The sequence below is a fragment of the Acidipropionibacterium jensenii genome, assembly GCF_005890135.1.
GTDB lineage: Bacteria > Actinomycetota > Actinomycetes > Propionibacteriales > Propionibacteriaceae > Acidipropionibacterium > Acidipropionibacterium jensenii.
Map to the genome: position 1 here is coordinate 522,910 of NZ_CP040635.1, position 17,980 is coordinate 540,889.

Annotated in this window: 18 protein-coding genes and 1 tRNA gene; 13 read left to right on the forward strand and 6 right to left on the reverse strand. The window is 68.0% G+C overall.

The window, feature by feature from the left end; genetic code table 11:
- The first annotated feature begins 105 nt into the window (after nucleotides 1-105).
- The gene (locus FEZ32_RS02380; protein ID WP_097827419.1) at nucleotides 106-1,620 is read left to right on the forward strand and encodes an acetyl-CoA hydrolase/transferase family protein; all 1,515 of its coding nucleotides are present in this window, start codon (nucleotides 106-108) and stop codon (nucleotides 1,618-1,620) included.
- A 102-nt stretch (nucleotides 1,621-1,722) separates the two neighbouring features.
- On the opposite strand, the gene FEZ32_RS02385 is transcribed toward FEZ32_RS02380, so the two are convergent.
- On the reverse strand, nucleotides 1,723-2,358 hold the full coding sequence (locus FEZ32_RS02385) for an HAD family hydrolase (protein WP_097827418.1): 636 nt from the start codon (nucleotides 2,356-2,358) through the stop codon (nucleotides 1,723-1,725).
- A gap of 126 nt (nucleotides 2,359-2,484) precedes the next feature.
- Here FEZ32_RS02385 and FEZ32_RS02390 point away from each other — a divergent pair, with 126 nt between their 5' ends.
- From FEZ32_RS02390 to FEZ32_RS14130, 4 genes are all read left to right on the forward strand, one after another.
- A complete protein-coding gene (locus tag FEZ32_RS02390) occupies nucleotides 2,485-3,123 on the forward strand; it encodes a TetR/AcrR family transcriptional regulator (protein WP_161971514.1) in 639 nt (212 codons plus the stop codon).
- A gap of 32 nt (nucleotides 3,124-3,155) precedes the next feature.
- The gene (locus tag FEZ32_RS02395; protein ID WP_138679803.1) at nucleotides 3,156-3,944 is read left to right on the forward strand and encodes an ABC transporter ATP-binding protein; all 789 of its coding nucleotides are present in this window, start codon (nucleotides 3,156-3,158) and stop codon (nucleotides 3,942-3,944) included.
- Nucleotides 3,941-4,675: an ABC transporter permease gene (locus tag FEZ32_RS02400; protein WP_028703381.1), complete on the forward strand. Its 735-nt coding sequence runs from the start codon at nucleotides 3,941-3,943 to the stop codon at nucleotides 4,673-4,675. Before FEZ32_RS02395 ends, FEZ32_RS02400 begins: the two co-directional genes overlap by 4 nt.
- A 168-nt stretch (nucleotides 4,676-4,843) precedes the next feature.
- On the forward strand, nucleotides 4,844-5,467 hold the full coding sequence (locus FEZ32_RS14130; protein ID WP_138679804.1) for a hypothetical protein: 624 nt from the start codon (nucleotides 4,844-4,846) through the stop codon (nucleotides 5,465-5,467).
- 119 nt (nucleotides 5,468-5,586) lie between these two features.
- On the opposite strand, the gene FEZ32_RS02410 is transcribed toward FEZ32_RS14130, so the two are convergent.
- Nucleotides 5,587-6,369, reverse strand: coding sequence for an ABC transporter ATP-binding protein (locus FEZ32_RS02410; RefSeq protein ID WP_138679805.1), 783 nt, complete (start codon nucleotides 6,367-6,369; stop codon nucleotides 5,587-5,589).
- 50 nt (nucleotides 6,370-6,419) lie between these two features.
- A complete protein-coding gene (locus FEZ32_RS02415) occupies nucleotides 6,420-7,802 on the reverse strand; it encodes an amidase (protein WP_138679806.1) in 1,383 nt (460 codons plus the stop codon).
- Nucleotides 7,803-7,927: 125 nt separating this feature from the next.
- Between FEZ32_RS02415 and FEZ32_RS02420 the strand changes: the two genes are divergently transcribed.
- From FEZ32_RS02420 to FEZ32_RS02430, 3 genes are all read left to right on the forward strand, one after another.
- Nucleotides 7,928-8,001 (forward strand) — tRNA-Gly (locus FEZ32_RS02420).
- Nucleotides 8,002-8,485: 484 nt separating this feature from the next.
- A complete protein-coding gene (locus FEZ32_RS02425; protein ID WP_138679807.1) occupies nucleotides 8,486-9,070 on the forward strand; it encodes a hypothetical protein in 585 nt (194 codons plus the stop codon).
- Between the two features lie 515 nt (nucleotides 9,071-9,585).
- The gene (locus FEZ32_RS02430) at nucleotides 9,586-9,903 is read left to right on the forward strand and encodes a hypothetical protein (protein ID WP_217496607.1); all 318 of its coding nucleotides are present in this window, start codon (nucleotides 9,586-9,588) and stop codon (nucleotides 9,901-9,903) included.
- An 83-nt stretch (nucleotides 9,904-9,986) separates the two neighbouring features.
- On the opposite strand, the gene FEZ32_RS02435 is transcribed toward FEZ32_RS02430, so the two are convergent.
- Nucleotides 9,987-11,045 (reverse strand): LacI family DNA-binding transcriptional regulator, encoded by a 1,059-nt coding sequence (locus tag FEZ32_RS02435; protein WP_175415698.1) that lies wholly within the window; start codon nucleotides 11,043-11,045, stop codon nucleotides 9,987-9,989.
- Between the two features lie 201 nt (nucleotides 11,046-11,246).
- Between FEZ32_RS02435 and FEZ32_RS02440 the strand changes: the two genes are divergently transcribed.
- The 3 genes from FEZ32_RS02440 (at nucleotide 11,247) to FEZ32_RS02450 (ending at nucleotide 14,094) form a co-directional block, all read left to right on the forward strand.
- A complete protein-coding gene (locus FEZ32_RS02440; RefSeq protein ID WP_138679809.1) occupies nucleotides 11,247-12,374 on the forward strand; it encodes a YihY/virulence factor BrkB family protein in 1,128 nt (375 codons plus the stop codon).
- 308 nt (nucleotides 12,375-12,682) lie between these two features.
- Nucleotides 12,683-13,042 carry a GntR family transcriptional regulator gene (locus FEZ32_RS02445; protein WP_028703376.1) on the forward strand — a complete coding sequence of 120 codons (360 nt, stop codon included), beginning with the start codon at nucleotides 12,683-12,685 and terminating at the stop codon, nucleotides 13,040-13,042.
- Entirely contained in the window at nucleotides 13,039-14,094 is a 1,056-nt protein-coding gene (locus tag FEZ32_RS02450; RefSeq protein WP_138679810.1) for a DUF1648 domain-containing protein, read from the forward strand. Before FEZ32_RS02445 ends, FEZ32_RS02450 begins: the two co-directional genes overlap by 4 nt.
- Nucleotides 14,095-14,364: 270 nt before the next feature.
- Here the strand turns inward: FEZ32_RS02450 and FEZ32_RS02455 are convergent, their stop codons facing one another.
- On the reverse strand, nucleotides 14,365-15,297 hold the full coding sequence (locus tag FEZ32_RS02455) for an AEC family transporter (RefSeq protein ID WP_138679811.1): 933 nt from the start codon (nucleotides 15,295-15,297) through the stop codon (nucleotides 14,365-14,367).
- 228 nt (nucleotides 15,298-15,525) lie between these two features.
- The gene (locus FEZ32_RS02460; protein ID WP_097827407.1) at nucleotides 15,526-15,756 is read right to left on the reverse strand and encodes a hypothetical protein; all 231 of its coding nucleotides are present in this window, start codon (nucleotides 15,754-15,756) and stop codon (nucleotides 15,526-15,528) included.
- 257 nt (nucleotides 15,757-16,013) lie between these two features.
- On the opposite strand from FEZ32_RS02460, the gene FEZ32_RS02465 reads away from it, so the two are divergent.
- Together FEZ32_RS02465 and FEZ32_RS02470 are read left to right on the forward strand one after the other, a co-directional pair.
- Entirely contained in the window at nucleotides 16,014-16,688 is a 675-nt protein-coding gene (locus tag FEZ32_RS02465; protein WP_084149417.1) for a DUF1707 SHOCT-like domain-containing protein, read from the forward strand.
- Between the two features lie 433 nt (nucleotides 16,689-17,121).
- The gene (locus FEZ32_RS02470) at nucleotides 17,122-17,979 is read left to right on the forward strand and encodes a transketolase (RefSeq protein WP_097799395.1); all 858 of its coding nucleotides are present in this window, start codon (nucleotides 17,122-17,124) and stop codon (nucleotides 17,977-17,979) included.
- Nucleotide 17,980 lies beyond the last annotated feature (1 nt).

Sequence of the window (17,980 nt, forward strand, 5' to 3'; positions counted from 1 at the left end):
ATATCGTGACCACTGGCTTTCACGACGCCGTTCGCCCACCCGGGGCGGACCACGCGACTCAACGTTATGCAGCCCAATGCTCACGCATGCAACGCAGGAGGACAGATGTCAGAACGGATTGCCAACGAGGCAATGCGTCAGAAGGTGATGAGCGCCGACGATGCCGCCGCTCTCATTCATGACAAGGCTCAGATCGGCTTCGGGGGGTTCACCGGGTCCGGCTACCCCAAGGAGTTCCCGCCGGCCCTCGCCAAGCGCATCAAGGCCGCCCATGAGAAGGGTGAGCACTTCACTGTCAACGTCTTCACCGGAGCCTCCACCGCTCCCGAGCTCGACGGCGAGCTGGCCGGGGTCGACGGCATCGGACTGCGCTCCCCGTACCAGTCCGACCCGATGATGCGCGCCAAGATCAACGACGGCACCAGCTACTACGACGACATCCACCTGTCGCAGTTCGGAATGCAGGTCCGCGAGGGATTCTTCGGCAAGCTCGACTTCGCCGTGATCGAGGCCACCAAGATCACCGCCGACGGCAACGTCATCCCCACCTCCTCGATCGGCAACAACGCCGTGTACATCGAGAAGGCCGAGAAGATCATCATCGAGGTCAACGACTGGCAGTCGGAGGACCTCGAGGGGATGCACGACATCTACTACGGCTTCGCGCTGCCGCCGCACCGCGTCCCGATTCCGATCACCCACCCCGGCGACCGGATCGGCGAGACCTACCTGCGGGTGCCGGCCAACAAGGTCGTCGCCATCGTCAAGACCCACGATCCCGACCGCAACTCGCCGTTCAAACCGATCGACGAGGCCTCCCACAAGATCGCCGGGTACCTCCTCGACTTCTACGACAACGAGGTCGCCCAGGGCCGGATGCCGAAGAACCTGCTGCCCCTGCAGTCGGGCGTCGGCAACATCCCGAACGCCGTGCTCGACGGTCTGCTGCACTCGGACTTGGAGCACCTCACCTCCTACACCGAGGTGATTCAGGACGGCATGATCGACCTGATCGACGCCGGCAAGGTCGACGTGGCCTCGGCCACCGCCTTCTCGCTGTCCCCCGACTACGCGCACAAGATGAATGAGAACGCGGCCTTCTACCGCAACCACATCATCCTGCGCCCCCAGGAGATCTCGAACCACCCCGAGGTGATCCGCCGTCTCGGCGTGCTGGGCGCCAACGGCATGATCGAGGCCGACATCTACGGCAACGTGAACTCCACCCACGTGATGGGTTCGCGGATGATGAATGGCATCGGCGGGTCCGGCGACTTCACCCGTAACGCCTTCATCTCGGCGTTCGTGTCCCCCTCGACGGCCAAGGGCGGCAAGATCTCGGCGATCGTGCCGATGGTCTCCCACGTCGACCACACCGAGCACGACACGATGGTCATCATCACCGAGCAGGGCATCGCCGATCTGCGTGGCCTGGCCCCCCGCCAGCGCGCCCCGAAGATCATCGAGAACTGCGCCCACCCTGACTACAAGGAGATGCTGAGCGACTACTACGAGCGCGCTCTGCGTGACTGCAAGTTCAAGCAGACCCCGCATCTGCTCAATGAGGCCTACAGCTGGCACACCCGGTTCCTGGAGACCGGGACGATGAAGCTCAACTGAGTCTCTAGACTCCGCTGAGAAGCCCGGGTGCCGACCTCGCGGTCGGCGCCCGGGCTCACGTTGTGGTCGGAGGCGCTGGTGACCGCAGCCTTCCGGAGATCCTCAGCCCAGCAGGAGGGTCCGCAGCTCGGTGACGTCGTGCACCCGGTGGGCAGCGGCCTCGGCCTCCGCCTCGGTGCCGTAGCCCCACTCGACGAAGATGGTGGGGATGTCGTGGGCCGCGGCTCCGTCGATGTCGTGACGCCGGTCGCCGACCATCACGGGCCGCGAGACGTCGTGGCCCTGGTCGCGCAGTTGGGCCAGGGAGTCGGCGATGATGCCCGCCTTGTCGGCCCCGGCGTGGCCCTCCGACGCGCCGGCCACCGCGTCGACGTCGTCGCCGAGGTGGTAGTCGCCCAGCCAGCGCCGGGCTATCCGGAGCCGCTTGGAGGTGGCCACCCCGACCGGGATGCCGGCGTCGTGGAGGTCGGTGATGAGCTCGACCATCCCCGGGTAGGTCGTCACGAGGTACTCCAGCTCGTCGTGATGGTCCCGGTAGAGGGTGGAGGCGCGAGCGATGTCGTCCTCGCGGGTGAAGCCGGTTACCCACTCCAGGGTGTCGCGCATCGGAGGACCCATGAAGGTGGTGACATCGGAGAGGTCCGGCTCGCCGATCCCGAGATCGGCGGCCATCAGCCGCAGCGCGCCGGCGATGCACTCCATCGAGTCGACGATGGTGCCGTCCATGTCGAACAGCACGGTGCTCCATCGTGGCCGAGCCGCGTGTGCAGGGGGGTTGTCGGCGAGTGTCACTGGGATCTCCCTTGATTCTGTGCGCGGCGGGCCCACCGCGTCATGGCCGGGTCACTGCACGACAATGGCGAGGTGACCAGCTCGAAACCACGCGGCCGGCGTCCCGGATCCCCGGACACCCGACAGACCATCGTCGGGGCTGCCCGGGGACTCTTCGACACCCAACCCTATGACCAGGTCTCACTGCGGGCGATCGCCAGGCGCGCCGACGTCGACCCGGCCCTGGTTCACCACTACTTCAGCGGCAAGGCGGAACTCTTCCTCACCGCGACCGCCGACGTCTCGGCGGACCCGATGGAGATTTTCCGGATGGTCGACGACGTCCCCGCCGATCGACGCGGCGGCGCCCTGGTGCTGGCCTTCACGGCGGTGTGGGAGGCGGCCGGGCGGTCCGGGAGGTTCACCGAGTTCATCTCCTCGATGCTGGCCACTCCGGACCTCACCGCCGGAGCCGGGGAATTCATCACCCAGCAGATCCGTGAACGGATCGCTCACTTCGCCGATCCGGACGAGCGGACTCTGCGCGCCACCCTGGCGATGAGCCAGATGATCGGCATGGCGATGCTGCGCTACACCCTGCGGATGGAGCCCGTGACGTCGGTCAGCCGCAGCCGGCTCGCCGAGCTCTACGGGCTGACCCTCCAGCACTATCTGACCGGTCGGCTCAGCGCCGAGGACCGCCGGAATTCATCACCGGCCGTTCGGGACTGACCGGTCGACCCCCGATTCCTAAGCTGTGGCCCATGACAACGAGCCCTGCCGTCAGCATTGACGGCCTGTGTGTGGACCGGGGCGGCCGACCGGTCCTCGACCATCTCGACCTCGACATCCCCACCTGTCGGGTCACCGGCCTGCTGGGACCCTCCGGGGCCGGCAAGTCCACTCTGATGCGGGCCATCGTCGGGGTGCAAGTGGTGGCCTCGGGGAGCGTCACGGTGCTCGGATCCCCCGCCGGCTCCCCCTCCCTGCGCAGGCGGGTGGGATACGTCACCCAGGCGCCGAGCATCTACGACGATCTGTCCGTCGAGAGCAATGTGCGCTACTTCGCCCGTCTGTTCGGGACCGGACGTCGGCGGGCCGACGAGGTGATCGAGCAGGTCGATCTGGCGGCCGAGCGGCACAAACTGTCGGGCCGGCTCTCCGGTGGTCAGCTGTCGCGGGTGTCGTTGGCCTGCGCGCTGGTCGCCGACCCTGATCTGCTGGTGCTCGACGAGCCCACCGTCGGCCTCGACCCCGTGCTGAGGCGCTCGCTGTGGGCGCTGTTCGATGAGCTGGCGGCGGGCGGGGCGACCCTGCTGGTCTCCAGCCATGTGATGGACGAGGCGGCTCGCTGCGATGAGCTGGTTCTGATGCGCGACGGCCGGGTGCTCGCCCATGAGGGACTGGACAGCCTGCTGAGGCGCACCGGGACCACCGACGCCGAGGCGGCCTTCCTGGCTCTCATCGACGACCCCCAGTCCGGTTCTCACGGCACCGACGGCGCCCCTCCTCGTCATGCCGAGGACGAGCAGAACAAGGGGGCACGGTCATGACCGGAACGTTCATCACCATGCGCAGGGTGCTCATGCAGCTGCGCAACGATCCGCGCACGATCGGCCTGATCCTGGTGGTGCCGTGCGTGCTGATGGGCCTGCTGGCCTGGATCTACCACGACAACCAGCCGCACGTCTTCGATCAGATCGGCCCCGCCCTGCTGGGGCTGTTCCCGCTCATCGTGATGTTCATCGTGACCAGCATCTCGACCCTGAGGGAGCGGCGGTCGGGGACTCTGGAGAGGCTGTGGACCACCCCGGTCACCAAGGGCGGTTTCGTCGCCGGCTACGCCCTGGCCTTCGGGCTGATGTCGGTCCTCCAGGCGGTGATCGCCGTCGCCTTCTCGATCTGGGTGTGCGGGCTGAGTCTGGTCGGCCCCGTCTGGCAGCTGGTCGTAGTGGCCGTCCTGGACGCCGTGCTGGGCACCTGCCTGGGGCTGCTGGCCTCCGGTTTCGCCCGGACCGAGTTCCAGGCGGTGCAGTTCATGCCCGCGCTCATCCTGCCCCAGTTCCTGCTCTGCGGCCTGCTGGTGCCCCGTGACCAGCTGCCCGATGTGCTGCGCTGGGTGTCGGACATCCTGCCGCTGTCCTATGCCGTCGATGCGATGAAGACCCTGGCCACCAGTGCGGACTCGGGCGCCGACGTCGCCCGGGACTGCCTCATCCTGGTCGGCTTCATCACACTGGCGGTGGTCGGCGGCACGGCCACCCTGCGTCGTCGCACCGCATGATCTCGGCCACCGTCGCGCCCCGACATCCCGGACCCTTCATCCGGTACCCGTGCATTGCGGGCCCTTCATCCGGTACCCGTGCATTCCTGGCCCGGCTTCCGAGAGCCCCGTATCCCGGACCCCGCATCTTGGAGGTCGTGAGGCGGACCGACACGTAGTCTGGGGCGCATGACCGAGCAGACCCCCTCCCCCGCCACCACGGCGTCCAGCCCAGGCGGGACGAGATCGGTCACCCAGATCGGCACCCTGCCCCCGATCGAGGAGGTGGAGGCCGGGCTGCCGGTGGACCCCAGGACCGGGCGTCCCCGGATGATCCGCTGGGCGGTGGTCGCCACGGTCTGCTTCGGGCTGGCGGCGCTGAGCTCGGCGGTGGCGCTGTGCTGGGCGTGGTGGCAGATGATCCACATGAGGACCTTCCGGTCCGCGACCCGTCTGATCGCCTGGAACGATCCGCGTCCCGGCTCACTGGCCTCGGTGCTGCTGGCCGCCCTCACGATGGTCATCGGCGCGGCGATGGTCGCGATGCCGGGGATTCTCGCCGTCAACACCTGGCTGGGACGCCGGTGGGTCCGCTGGGGTGCGATCGGCGGCCTCGCGGCGGCCGCGCTGGCCGTACTGATGAACACCCTGTCCTGGGTCGGTCTGCCCTTCGCCGTGCTGGCCGGTGTCCTGGTCTGGACTCCTCCGGTCCGCGCCTGGCTGGATCTGTGGGTCCAGGTCAGGGCTCAACCGGACACCGAGCGGTTCGTTCCTCGAGAGGTGCGCTACGGCAGGATCGCCGAGCACTACTGAGTCCCGGCGTCCCGACTGGCCTCACAGCTTGACGCCGTCAGAGCCGGACAGCGTCCCGACTGGACGGCGTCCCGACTGGGCGACGTCACCTACGACAGGTGTTGCCACCCGGTCCGGAGTCAGAGGCGGAACTCGGTGGCGGCCCGGGCGTTGTCGGCCATGTCGCGAATGTCGGGGTGATCGGCGGCCAGCACCTCGGTCAGCGACCCGCGGGCGACGATGCGGCCCTCGGCCATGAATGCCGCATCGGGGCACAGGGCGCCGATCAGCGCCAGGTCCTGGGAGGCGATCAGCGTCCCGATCCCCAGGTCGTCGATCATCTGACGCAGGGTTCCGGCGATGGCCTGCCGACCCGCCGGGTCGACGGCCGACAGCGGCTCGTCGAGGACCAGCACGGCCGGGCGGGTGGCCAGGGCAGTCGCCAGAGCGACCCTCTGCTGCTCCCCTCCCGAGAGGGTTCGCATCGTCCGGGTGAGATATCCACCGGCCAGACCGACCCCTGACAGCATGGTCTCGGGATCGATGGTGTGGGGCCGCCCACCCTTGCGAGCCTCCTTGGCCGCGGCCTTGAGACGGTCGTCGACGGTCTCCCGAGGGTCGAGGATGGTCATCGAGTCCTGGGACATGAAGCGGGCCCCGGCGGTGAAGACCTTCGCCGCGCTGAACCTCAGCTTGGCGACCTGTTGCCCGTTGAAGATGGCGGTGCCGGCGCTGGGGCGCAGCAGGCCGTGGAGGACGTCGATGAGAGTCGTCTTGCCCACTCCGGAGGGCCCGATGAGGCCGATCGGCGGCTGGCCAGAGGTCACCTCGAGGTCGACCCCGTTGAGCACCTGCCCGTCCTCGTACCCGACACAGACCCCGCGGGCGGCGAGGGTGGACTGGGCAGCGGGTTCAACGGCCATGGAAGGGCTCCTGGGGTCGGCGGTGGGACTCCCCGAGCTTATCCGGGGGACTATCGGGCATCCTCCAGTTGGCAGCCGAGGGCCAGCAGGACGTCCTCCTGGCCCATCCGGGCGCCGAACATCATGCCGATCGGCAGTTCGACGCCGTCGACCACGGCGGTGTGCAGAGGCAGGCTGATGGCGGGACGCCCGGTGAGGTTCCAGACACTGGTCCAGGGTGTGAAGGCGCACTGGGCGTCGAAGTCACCGGCCGGATCGGAGTCGTCGCGCAGGCCCCCGACCAGCAGCGGGGGTTGGGCGAGGGTGGGACTCACGACGACGTCGAAGTGGTCCCACAGTTCGCTGGTGGTGCGGGTGATCCGCTGGATCCCGGCCTGGGCGTCGGCCAGATCGACCGCCGAGTAGCCGCGCCCGAGCTCGCGGAGCCAGCGGGTGTACGGCAGCAGACCGTCCTCGGCCTCGGCGGGCACCGGGATGGAGGCGGCGCCGACCGCCCACACGCAGCGGAAGGAGTTCCAGGCATCGGCACCGAAGGGCCGGGAGGCGGGCTCGACGATGTGGCCGAGGTCCTCCAGGGTGCGCACGGTCCGGGCCAGAGCGGCGGCCACCGCGGGATGGACCTCGGCGTCGTCGCTGATCACCGGATCGGTCAGGACTCCGATTCGCAGCCGTGGCGAGGGGTGTTCGCAGCCGGCCAGGAATGATCCTGCGGCGCGGGGGGCCGGGAAGGGGTCGCCGGGCCACCCGATCGACAGCACGTCGAGGGCTGCGGCGGTGTCTCGCACGGTGCGGGTGAGGACGCCGGCGGTGGTCAGGCCGGGGCCGTCCAGTCCGTACGGGCCCGATGAGATGCGCCCGCGGGTCGGCTTGAGCCCGACCACTCCGCAGCAGCTGGCGGGGATCCGGATCGACCCTCCGCCGTCGGATCCCTGAGCGATCGGGACCTCGCCGGCGCCGACCACGGCCGCAGCGCCGCCGGAGGACCCACCAGACATCCGGGTGGGGTCGAAGGGGGTGACGGTGGCCGGTCGTCCGACCGGCTCGGTGTAACAGGGCAGACCGAACTCGGGGGTGGTGGTCTTGCCGATCGGGATGGTTCCGGCGCCCTTGAGGAGGGTGACGACGCCGTCGTCGTGGATGGACACCTTGCCGGCCAGGGCTGCCGACCCGGCCTCCATCGGCATCCCCTTGCACTCGTTGAGGTCCTTGATCGGGCAGGGAACGCCGAAGAGCGGGCCGGGGTGGAAGCCGCGGTCGGCGAGCCGCTCCTGAAGGTGGACGGCGCGACGTCGCGCGCCCTCATCGTCGATGAAGGTCCACGCGTTGCAGGTGTCGGCGTGCGCCTGCTCCAGGGCGGCGTCGACCACCTCGAGGACGCTGAGCTCGCCAGAGGTGATGCGCGCCGCGGTCTGGAGTGCGGTCAGCTGATCCATTCGGGGCCTCCTGGCGCGACGATGTGCGAGACGGGGTGGAGATATTGTTCCGCGTCGAACAGGCGAGCGCCCAATGTGACGTGCCCGCCGACAGTGCGCTAGAGTCTGTCGGGCAGTCGTCGCATGCGGGCGTAGCTCAATGGTAGAGCGCCAGCTTCCCAAGCTGGACACGCGGGTTCGATTCCCGTCGCCCGCTCCATCCATGTTTCCTCGAGGGTGTGCTCGAGTGCTTCGGGTCCGACGCCTTGTCAGGGCGTTGCCGCTCTCGGATCCGACATGTTCGAAGTGATCTTCGATGTCACCGGTGTCGCGTGGGCCCTTCGGCTCCTTTGCGCCTTCTGCCCTCCTGCTGTCTCCGCTCCCTTTGCCCCCACTTGTTCCCTCTGTTCTCTTGCTTCCTCCGCTCGTTGCGTGGCTTCTACTTCTCGACTCGTGGCGGTGCGTCCGTTTGCTGTAAGAGCGCGGCCTCGCGGGTGCCGGCCTCTGGGCCGATGCGGCAAGAGGGAGTGCGCCGGCTCGGGATAGCGATGGCAGCGGACCCAGTCCACGGCGGAGGATGATGAGGCAACCAGGGCTGTGGACAACTTCCGGTCCGGTGTGACGGTCATAACAGTGGGGGGAGTTGTCCACAGATTCCGTGCCGGGCTCTGGCACCCTGCCCGGTCAGCTGTGAGGATGCCGCAATGGACCGGAGAGTGCTGGCGACCGCGATCGCCATGGCGGTGATCGGATCAGGCCTGACCGCGTGCGGGAACGACCCTGAGGCGAGTCCGTCTCCGGCCACCAGCATCTCCACGGCCACAACTCCGACGCCGACCACGGCGACACCCTCCGCGACACCGACGCCCTCGGAGGATCCCCTCTTCACCGAGGCCAAGGCCGTTCACGCGCTCTACATGGAACAGATTCTTAGTCTGGAGAAGGCAGGGGGCGCAGAGACGCTTCCGCCAGGCCTGGAGGCCTTGGTGACTGGAAAATACAGGAAGGATGTACAAGACGCCTACCGGAAACTGAAGTCCATCGGCAGCCATGCTGACTCCAACTCCACATATCAAGTCAAGTGGATCCACCAATCTCAACCCAAACCGGGAACAACATTCGCTATCCGCGCTTGCGTTGACGCCTCAGGAGTCACGATCCGCGATAGAAGTGGCAACATCTCCGGAAAAGGAACACTGCGCCAGGACGATTTTTCTCTCATCCGCCGCGACAATCGTCTTGTCATCGCCGACGGCGACTCCATAAGGGTAAAGAAATGTTCAGGCTAGCTCGCATCATCACGACAGGACTCCTGGCGACCTTGCTTTCGGCCGCGCTGCCCACTCCAGTCGCAAGTGCCGAGGTCGATCTACTTGGAGGACCAGACGGCTTGGGCGTATCCGCGTCCAGCTCTGGCTCGTCCGGCGAGCGAGGCTCCCGGGGTGGCCAGTCGTCATCGCAGGGCGAATCCACCGGATCCAGCGGATCCTCTGACCGGACAGCGAGCTCAGGTGGCGGGAGCAAGCTCGTACGCCGCTGCGACAGCGCAGGCGTCTGCCAGACCTGCGAAACCCCGGCAGCCTCAGGACTCTGCCCAGGATATCTCAACGACATAAACGCCACAGGACAACAGGAGGCCGCGCCACCCACACCTGAGGAGATTCGAAACTGGGCCATATCGGTGGCCACCTCGGTCAGGCTCCCCGCACCCGCAGTCGGGGTCGACCCTGACCCGTCTGTCAACCGCTGGAGAATCGTCGCCGTCGGCCAACCCCTCTGGCTTCACGACAACTCAACATCAACCGTGACATCGTCAGCAGCCAACCAAGGAATGAGCGTCTCCATCTCGGCACGACGCACCAGAGTCCGTTTCGACATGCAGGAGAAAGTCATCACCTGCACGACAATGACCCGGCGCCCAGCCAACGCCGACCCGAAAGCAAAGTCACCCGACTGCGGCTACACTTATCAGCGCAAGGGAGACCGCCGGATCACGGCGACAGCAACCTGGCAGATCACCTGGCACGCCGCCAACCAGTCGGGCACCGTCCCCATGACACGAACCTCGACCCGCACCCTCCCCGTGCGCGAACTCCTCGCCGTCAACACCCGCCCCTCCTGAACGGATGGATTCATAGATCGTGTCCAGCGAGGACTTCATCGCGGACCCACACGTGCCCGATCCCACCTCGGCACAAGGACGGCCTACCGCAGTGTGGTTCCTCCTCGTCGAAACCTGCCCGGCACCGTGATGGACCGCCCGTCGACGCGCCAACCCACCGGCACCATCTCCTCATCCTCGACATCTCCGGAGTGACGCAGCAGCGTGAACGCCCGGCGTCCCATCTCGGGCAGCGGAAGATCAACCGTGGTGAGCGAGGGACAGCAGTCGCGTCCCGCACGAATTCCGTCAAAGCCCATGATCCCGAGGTCCTCCGGCACCCGCACACCGGCCTGTTGAGCGCGCCCGAGGACGGCCACGGCGATCGCATCGGTGATCGCGAAGAAGCACAGCGGTCCTCCGCCACCGTGGCTGTGCAAGTAGCGCACCAGGGCGGTGCCGATGTCTCCTCCGCTGTTCACCGCGACCGCCCCGCGCACGCTGTGCTCCACCGACAGTCCAGCCGCTCGCAGACCCGCCACGAAACCCTCTGACCGCGCCACTGCCGAGGGCGCTCGGGCAGTGTCGTCCACGATCGCGAAGCGCCGGTACCCGGCCGTCACCGCAGCCTTGGCGAGGCTGACTCCCCCGGCCCGGTCGTCGGGACCGAGCACCGTCCCGACACCGTGGTCCTGACCCACCGTCACGACCCCACCTCCCCTGGCTGAGATCTCCGACAGAAGCCCTCTGATCCCCGACTGCTGGGACAGGTCCAGATTCAGTGCCCCAACCACCAGCACACCGTCGACGCGCTGAGCCCCCATGCCTCGGAGCGCCGCACTCGTGGCAGCCTCCTCACCACCGGTCTGGGAGAGCAGCACCAGCCGACCCTCGGCGGCGGCGTCTCGTTGGAACCCGGAGGCGATCGCTGAGAAGTAGGGATTCTCGAGGTCTTGAATCACCAGCCCCATCAGTCCCGAGGTGGACCTCGCCAGCGCCTGGGCGCTGGCATTCGGGACGTATCCCAGCTGGCGCGCGGCAACCCGAACCCGCTGACTGATCTGCTCCGACGGCCTCCTCGCCGAACCATTGAGGACACGCGAGGCCGTCGCCATCGAGACGCCGGCAGCCTGCGCGACGTCGCGAAGTGTCACCTGAGCCATGCCCACATCGTGCCCCACCACCATCAGATCTGCGACAAGGATCCCTGCCCTGAACCGGCAGGGAGGGGAGGATCGGCGGCATCTCGAACAGGAGCACGCGCCCCCAGACCTGCAGTGCGGCCGTGCTCGGCGACGGGGCGGTCGTACTCGAGCGGCGTTGCGCAGATCGGCCCGCAACCCCGACCCCGGATAGGTTGAAGCATGGCCGACGACAACGACACCGCTCCCCAGGTCGACACCAATCCCGCTCCGCCGGAGGGCCCCGATCTGCGCGAGGCGATTCACACCACCGGCGCCGCGGACAGAGTGAAGGCCCTGGTGGCGTGGTGGAAACAGACCCGGTTGGCACGAGCTCTGGCACGGTACGGGAACTGCTACGGGGGGCTGTTGTCCTCGGGCATGGCGCTCACCACAATGCTCTCGTTGACGGCGGTCCTCACCGTGGCGATCACCGTGTTCATGGCGGTGCTCGGCGGAAACGATCAGTTGCGCACCTCCTTCATCGAGTCCCTCAACGCCGCACTTCCGGGCGTCCTGAAGACGGAGTCGAACCCGAGCGGACTGGTGAACCCGAACTCCCTGGTCCAGTCGAACGCCTCATCGGTGACCGGAGTCGTCGCCCTGGTGATCGCAGCCTGGTCGGCGGTCTCGCTCATCGGGTCGCTGGCCCAGTCCATCCGATCGGTCTTCGGACTGGTGGCACTGCCGGAGAACGGCCTGGTGAAGATCGGACGCAATGCGCTGGGAGCGCTGGGTCTGGGCGTCGGACTGCTCGCCAGCGCCGGACTGGGCATCGTGGTCAATGTCTTCGGCAACTGGGTGAACCGGATGCTGCACCTGGGGTCAGGAGCCGGTCACATCCTCCTGGTGATCGCCACGATCGCGGTCTCCCTGGTGGTGGACGCCGCCGTGCTGCTCCTGCTGGTCCGCTTCGTGGCAGGGGTTCGGGTGCCCAAGCGAGACCTGGTGTGGGGACTTGCCCTCTTCGCGGTCGCCTCGGCAGTGCTGCGTCAGCTCGGAACCACCGCGGTCGGCTCGGTGAACGGCGCGCTGCTGGCCTCGGCCACCGCGGTGCTGACTCTGATCCTGTGGATCAACCTGGTGATGCGCGTGCTGCTGCTGACCTGCGCCTGGATGGCCAATCCGCCGCAGGCCGTTCCCGTGAACGACCCGGATGCGGTGCACTTCACCGAGTCGCCGAACTTCGTGACCATGAGCGCCCGGCACACCCTCGAGTGGCCGCACAACGCGGTGACCGGCGGACTTCAGCCGGTGGTCCGCGAGCCCGATGTGCCCGAGGATCAGGATCCCCTGCCCGAGAAGGACTGAGTCCGCACTCGAGTGCCGGCTCAGACGGCAGCTGGGCCCCTCGCCTCCCGGCCGGGTGCACAGTCTTGCTACCCGGGGGCGCCTCCGCTGCCGGACGGACTCCCCGGTCTGCGCTTCATTGCACATTTCACTCGCCAGACCGCTCCCCAGCGCATGGATCCGCCGGAGGGGCCAGTTCAGCGAGTGAAATGTGCACTCCATCCCCCCGCCCGGCGACGTGTGCACCCCGCATCGCCCCTGGATGACCCCGAAGATCCCGTTCCACCCCCTACTTGTTCTAGTTAACATAGAACAAGTACACTCGACCCATGATCTGGACGGTGGACCCCACAGCCCCCGAGCCGCTCTACGCCCAGTTGGCGGCCCAGGTGCATCTCGCGCTGGCCCGGGGCGAGCTCGCCCCCGGTGAACGGTTGCCCTCCGCCCGACAGCTGGCCCAGTCGCTGGACCTCAACATCCACACCGTGCTGCATGCCTTCCAGCTGCTGCGCGACGAGGGAGTGGTCGAGCTGCGCCGAGGTCGCGGTGCCGTCATCACCGCGCACCAGGGATCCGCCCCGACCTCAGCCGTCCACCAAGCGCTGCGCCACTACCTGGAAGCCGGCCGCGCCGCCGGACTACCGCCCGAGGCCCTCATCACTCTCGTCAAGGAGGCTCTGCGCTCATGAACTCCACATCCCGCCCCAACGCTTTCCCCGACTCCGGAACTCCACCGCACGACCCGGGTGCGCAGGGTCCCGATCCCACCGATGAGCCCTGGCGCCGCCGCGCCCGCCTCACCGTGCTCCTGTCCGCAGCATCCGGGATCGTTCTGCTCGCGATCGCAGCGGCTCTTGCCTGGTCCTGGCGGGCCGAGCTGCCCGACCCGGTGGCCAGCCACTGGGGCACCGGCGGCTCCCCCGACGGCTTCTCGAGCCTGGGCTCTCTCCTCGCAACGACCTCGCTGGTGGGACTGGGCTGCGTCGTGCTGTTCTCGGCGATCGGCCTGTTCAGCGGCCGAGCAGCCTCGACGCTGCGGATCACCGCAGCATCGACGGTGTGGATCTGCGGCCTGCTGGCCATCCTCATCGCCGGATCGCTGGCCGGCCAGCGCGGCCTGACCGACGCCCATCAGGCCCGAGGAATGGATGGGGTTCTGCTTCTGTCCCTCCTCGCACCGCTCGTCCCGGCAGTCCTGGCCGCCCTGCTGATCCCCGCAGATCGCCGGCAGCCGGCCACCGGTGCGGTGCCGGCCTCCGCTCCCCGGGTGAGTCTTGGCGCGTCGACCCGGGCGGTGTGGTTGCGCCGGACCTCTGGAGGACCCGGTCTGCTGGTCTCGATCGCGGGGGTTCTGGTCATCGTGGTGGCGTCGATCATCACCCGGATGCCGGTCCTGCTCGCCCTGGCAGCCCTGCTGGCACTGCTCTTCGCCACGATGTTCGCCTTCCGGGTGACGGTCGACTCCGCCGGCATCGAGATCCGCTCGGCGCTGGGCTGGCCGCGCACCCGGATCGGCGCGGCCGAGGTCGAGCGGGCCGAGGCGATCCACGTCTCCCCGTTCCGCGACTTCGGCGGGTGGGGCTGGCGGGTCAACCATTCGGGACGCACCGGAATCGTGCTGCGCTCGGGTCCTGGGCTGCTGGTCGAGCAGTCCGGCGGCCGGTCCCTGGTGGTCACCATCGAGGACGCCGAGGAGGGAGCCGCGCTGCTCAACACGATGGCGGCGCGGGCTCGCGCCTGAGGAGACGAGCCTGGATCGACCCCGCACCGCCCCGGGACGCCTCCCGGCAGCTCTCCAGAGTCCGCACTCCGGTGCACATTTCACTCACCGAACGGCCCTCGAGCGCGAGAGCAAGCCGGAGGGGCCACTTCAGCGAGTGAAATGTGCACGCGAGAGACCACCCGCCCGGGATCGGGCGCTCCCCCATTGCACCAGGGACCCGGCTCAGGACCCCAGATGGAGGAACAGAGACCCGGCTCAGGCCCCCAGGTGGAGGAACAGAGACCCGGCTCAGGCGCCCAGGTGGAGGAACAGGGACGCGGTGAGAACAGTCAGCGGGAGGGAGCCGATGGTCGTGATGACAACGGTCGCCTCGGCGATCTTCTCCCCCACCTTCGCCCGAGTGGCCGCGATGAAGGCGTTCTGGGCGGTGGGCAGCCCCGCCATGATCGTCACCGCCATCAGTGCGTGCCCGCTCAGCCCCAGGGCCAGACCGGCGCCGAACCCGACGAGCGGCTGGACGACGAGCTTGAAGCCCGTGGCCAGCCCGGCCAACCGGCCGTCCAGGGAGTGCATGGAGAAGGTCTGCCCGACCAGGGAGGCACCCAGCGCGATGAGCACGGTTCCCGGTGCCGCGTCACCGATCAGGTGCGAGGTGGTGACCACCAGGGACGGCGGGTGCAGATCGAAGGCCGAGACCAGGAACCCCAGCATCGCCGCGATCACCATCGGGTTGGTGAAGATCCGCGTGAACACCCCGGACACCGTCGGACGGGTGTGGCTGCCGACCAGGTCCGACAGCACGTAGAACGTCGGAGTCAGGAATCCGAGCTGAAAGATCATCACGGGCACTCCGTAGGAGGCGTGTCCCAGCACGTAGATGCCGATCGGAATGCCGATGTAGGCGGCATTGTTCAGCGACGCCGACATCGCCCCCAGCACCACCTGCCCGACATCGGCCTTCATGAACAGGCGAGCGACCAGGGCGAACAGGACGGCGGTCACCAGCCCCGAGATGACGGCGACCGCCAACGGCCGACCCACGACCTGATTGATCGGGGTCTCGGCTATCGAGTAGAACAACAACGCCGGGGCGGCCGACCAGTAGACGAAGCTGGAGAGCACCCGGCCGGCCTGGGGACCGATCGCACCGGTCCTGCGCAGCAACCATCCGACAGCGATGACGACAGCCAGGGCGATGACATTCTCGGCGATGACGGTCAACGGGTTTCACCAGGTCCTGGATCGGGGAGCGACGACCTCATCAGTTAACAACCACCGAGGGACTCGGCGCATGCCGGGGCATTCGGGAAGTGGTCGCACGCGCCACCCACACAGTGCCCCCGGAGCGAACCCGCACCGACCTGGAGCGAACCCGCACTGACCTGGAGCAGACTTCTCACCGTTGGCTCACCCTCCCGACGCCGATCCGAGAGGGCGCGTCGACCGAGGTCAGCGCCGACGACCCCTGGTGAGGTAGACCAGCGGGAGCACACCCACCGAGTTCACCGTCATCAGACTCAGCGCCCACAACCCCTTGTGCCCGCGCACCTTCTCGGCCGGACGCCGGGCGAGATCCACCAGGCTCCAGGCCCGCAGGGCCGCCTCGACGCCTCCGGCCAGCACCAGACCGGTCCGCACCGGCCTGGAGAGGTCGGCCCATCGTGTACGTGCCGCTCTCATGGCAATCATCCGTCGTCCCTCCCGGACCTCCGGGCATCCGGTGATGCACCGTTCCGCTCAGCCTACGACGCGCGCGAGCGCGCGGCGCCGAAGTCGACAAGGACGTCGCCGAGCAACTGCACCCGACACCGAGCCCTCACCAGCGCACGCCACAGCACCGACGAGTCGACGCCGAGACGTCATCGAGCCACCGATGGAAGACCAATGAACAACCGAGCACCCCGCCCCCTGGCCGTCCACCTTCTAGGCTTGGACCCATGACCGAGATGCCCCCCGCCGACAATGACCCGCAGATGCGAATCAGCGACGCCGACCGGGCCCGGCTCGCCGATCTTCTCGACGACGCCTACGCAGATGGGCGGCTGGACCAGTCCGAGCACGGCGAACGGATGACCGCGGCCCTCGACGCGCGGACCGTCTCCGACATCGCGCCGCTGGTCGGAGACCTCGCCCCCCTCGAGACGGTGATGCCCTCAGCAGGCGCGCCGGCGGGCATGGCCCTGGTGCCGACCGACCGCGCCTCCGCCCTGCCGCCGATCATTCCGGGCACCCAGCAGGACCGGATCTCGACCATGATCGGCGACGTCAACCGGGGTGCGGGATCGATCCTGGCCGTCCACACCGAGATCTCCAACGGACTGGGCGACGTCCGCCTGGACCTCACCCAGATGTCGATGGCGGCCCACGACGTCGAGGTCGAGATCCACTCCTTCATGGGCGACGTCATTCTCATGGTGCCGGAGGGAATCCGGGTCATCGACCAGACCAGCCGGTTCCTGGGCGACAGCAAGCTGCACGGCATGCCGCCGTGTCCCGCCAGCGCGCCGACGGTGACACTCACCGGTTTCATGGCCCTCGGTGACGTGCGGGTCTACGGACCCGAGCACAAGTCCTTCCTCAAGAAGCTGCGTCACTGGTTCGGGCACGACTGATCCGCACCCACATTCCCGACGGTCCCCCGCGCAGACCGGCCGTACCCGGGTGGGGTGAGACGGCTGCACATGGCAGCGGTGCCCGACCACACCGGCCATATCCGGGTGGGGTGAGACGGCTGCGGCCGGCAGCGGCGACCGACCACACCCGGCTGTCCCCGGCCGCCCACGCTCGCCCCCCCGGCCCCCTTGGCCGGACAATCACCCACCGGCACCCCGGACAATCGACCACGCTCTCACCAGGCGCTCCCGGGCACGCCCGGACTCCGTCTCCCCCGCGATCCACAAGCCGAGTCCCTAATCTCAATGGATAGACATCCCGTCTATTGGTTGATATTATCTGGAGCTGTCGGGGACAGCGTCACACCCAGACTCCGACACAGACTGAAGCGCCAATCGCAACGTCGCATGGTGCGCATGCCAGGAGGAGAACATGACCGTGTTGAGCACCCAGCCGTCGCTCACCGCAGAACAGCGGAGCGACCTGGAACAGACCTGCCGCGAGGTGAGAGCCTCCATCCTCCGAGAGATCGGCAGCCTGGGAAGCGGCCACATCGGCGGCTCCCTGTCGATGGTCGAGGCGCTGGTCACGATCTACTCCCGGCACCTTCGCCAGACCCCGGCCACCAAGGACGACCCGGACCGCGACCGCTTCGTGCTGTCGAAGGGCCACTCGGGCCCCGGCTACTACGCCACCCTCGCCCACTTCGGCTACTTCGACCCGGCCGAACTGCTCACCCTCAACCAGCCCGGCACCCGGCTGCCCAGCCATCCCGACATGAACAAGACCCCCGGGGTCGACATGACCAGCGGGTCCCTGGGCCAGGGATTCTCGGCGGCGACCGGCATCGCCGAGGCGCAGCGCCGCCGCGGCAAGGGAGCACGGACCTACGTCATCCTCGGCGACGGCGAGTCCCAGGAGGGCCAGGTCTGGGAGGCCGGCCTGTGGGCCGCCCAGCGCAAGATGGACAACCTCATCGCCATCACCGACTACAACGACATGTGCATCGACGGCTACGTCCATGACATCAACGACATCGCCCCGCTGGACGAGAAGTGGCGGGCCTTCCGCTGGTTCGTCCAGGTCATCGACGGCCACGACGTCGACGCCATCGACCGCGCCCTCACCACCGCCGAGCAGCACCAGGGCCAGCCCTCGATGATCATCATGCGCACCCGCAAGGGCCACGGGGTCTCCTTCATCGAGGCCGCCGGAGTCGCCAACCACTCCATGCCCATCACCCCCGAGCAGGTCCGGGCCGGGGTCGCCGAGCTCAATGAGGAGAACTGAC

What these genes read in the sequence shown, in the direction of transcription:
- FEZ32_RS02380 (WP_097827419.1), top strand. Translation starts at nt 106, where the DNA reads ATGTCAGAACGGATTGCCAACGAGGCAATGCGTCAGAAGGTGATGAGC.
- FEZ32_RS02395 (WP_138679803.1), top strand. Translation starts at nt 3,156, where the DNA reads ATGACAACGAGCCCTGCCGTCAGCATTGACGGCCTGTGTGTGGACCGG.
- FEZ32_RS02400 (WP_028703381.1), top strand. Translation starts at nt 3,941, where the DNA reads ATGACCGGAACGTTCATCACCATGCGCAGGGTGCTCATGCAGCTGCGC.
- FEZ32_RS14130 (WP_138679804.1), top strand. Translation starts at nt 4,844, where the DNA reads ATGACCGAGCAGACCCCCTCCCCCGCCACCACGGCGTCCAGCCCAGGC.
- FEZ32_RS02410 (WP_138679805.1), bottom strand. Translation starts at nt 6,369, where the DNA reads ATGGCCGTTGAACCCGCTGCCCAGTCCACCCTCGCCGCCCGCGGGGTC.
- FEZ32_RS02415 (WP_138679806.1), bottom strand. Translation starts at nt 7,802, where the DNA reads ATGGATCAGCTGACCGCACTCCAGACCGCGGCGCGCATCACCTCTGGC.
- FEZ32_RS02425 (WP_138679807.1), top strand. Translation starts at nt 8,486, where the DNA reads ATGGACCGGAGAGTGCTGGCGACCGCGATCGCCATGGCGGTGATCGGA.
- FEZ32_RS02435 (WP_175415698.1), bottom strand. Translation starts at nt 11,045, where the DNA reads ATGGCTCAGGTGACACTTCGCGACGTCGCGCAGGCTGCCGGCGTCTCG.
- FEZ32_RS02440 (WP_138679809.1), top strand. Translation starts at nt 11,247, where the DNA reads ATGGCCGACGACAACGACACCGCTCCCCAGGTCGACACCAATCCCGCT.
- FEZ32_RS02445 (WP_028703376.1), top strand. Translation starts at nt 12,683, where the DNA reads ATGATCTGGACGGTGGACCCCACAGCCCCCGAGCCGCTCTACGCCCAG.
- FEZ32_RS02450 (WP_138679810.1), top strand. Translation starts at nt 13,039, where the DNA reads ATGAACTCCACATCCCGCCCCAACGCTTTCCCCGACTCCGGAACTCCA.
- FEZ32_RS02460 (WP_097827407.1), bottom strand. Translation starts at nt 15,756, where the DNA reads ATGAGAGCGGCACGTACACGATGGGCCGACCTCTCCAGGCCGGTGCGG.
- FEZ32_RS02465 (WP_084149417.1), top strand. Translation starts at nt 16,014, where the DNA reads ATGACCGAGATGCCCCCCGCCGACAATGACCCGCAGATGCGAATCAGC.
- FEZ32_RS02470 (WP_097799395.1), top strand. Translation starts at nt 17,122, where the DNA reads ATGACCGTGTTGAGCACCCAGCCGTCGCTCACCGCAGAACAGCGGAGC.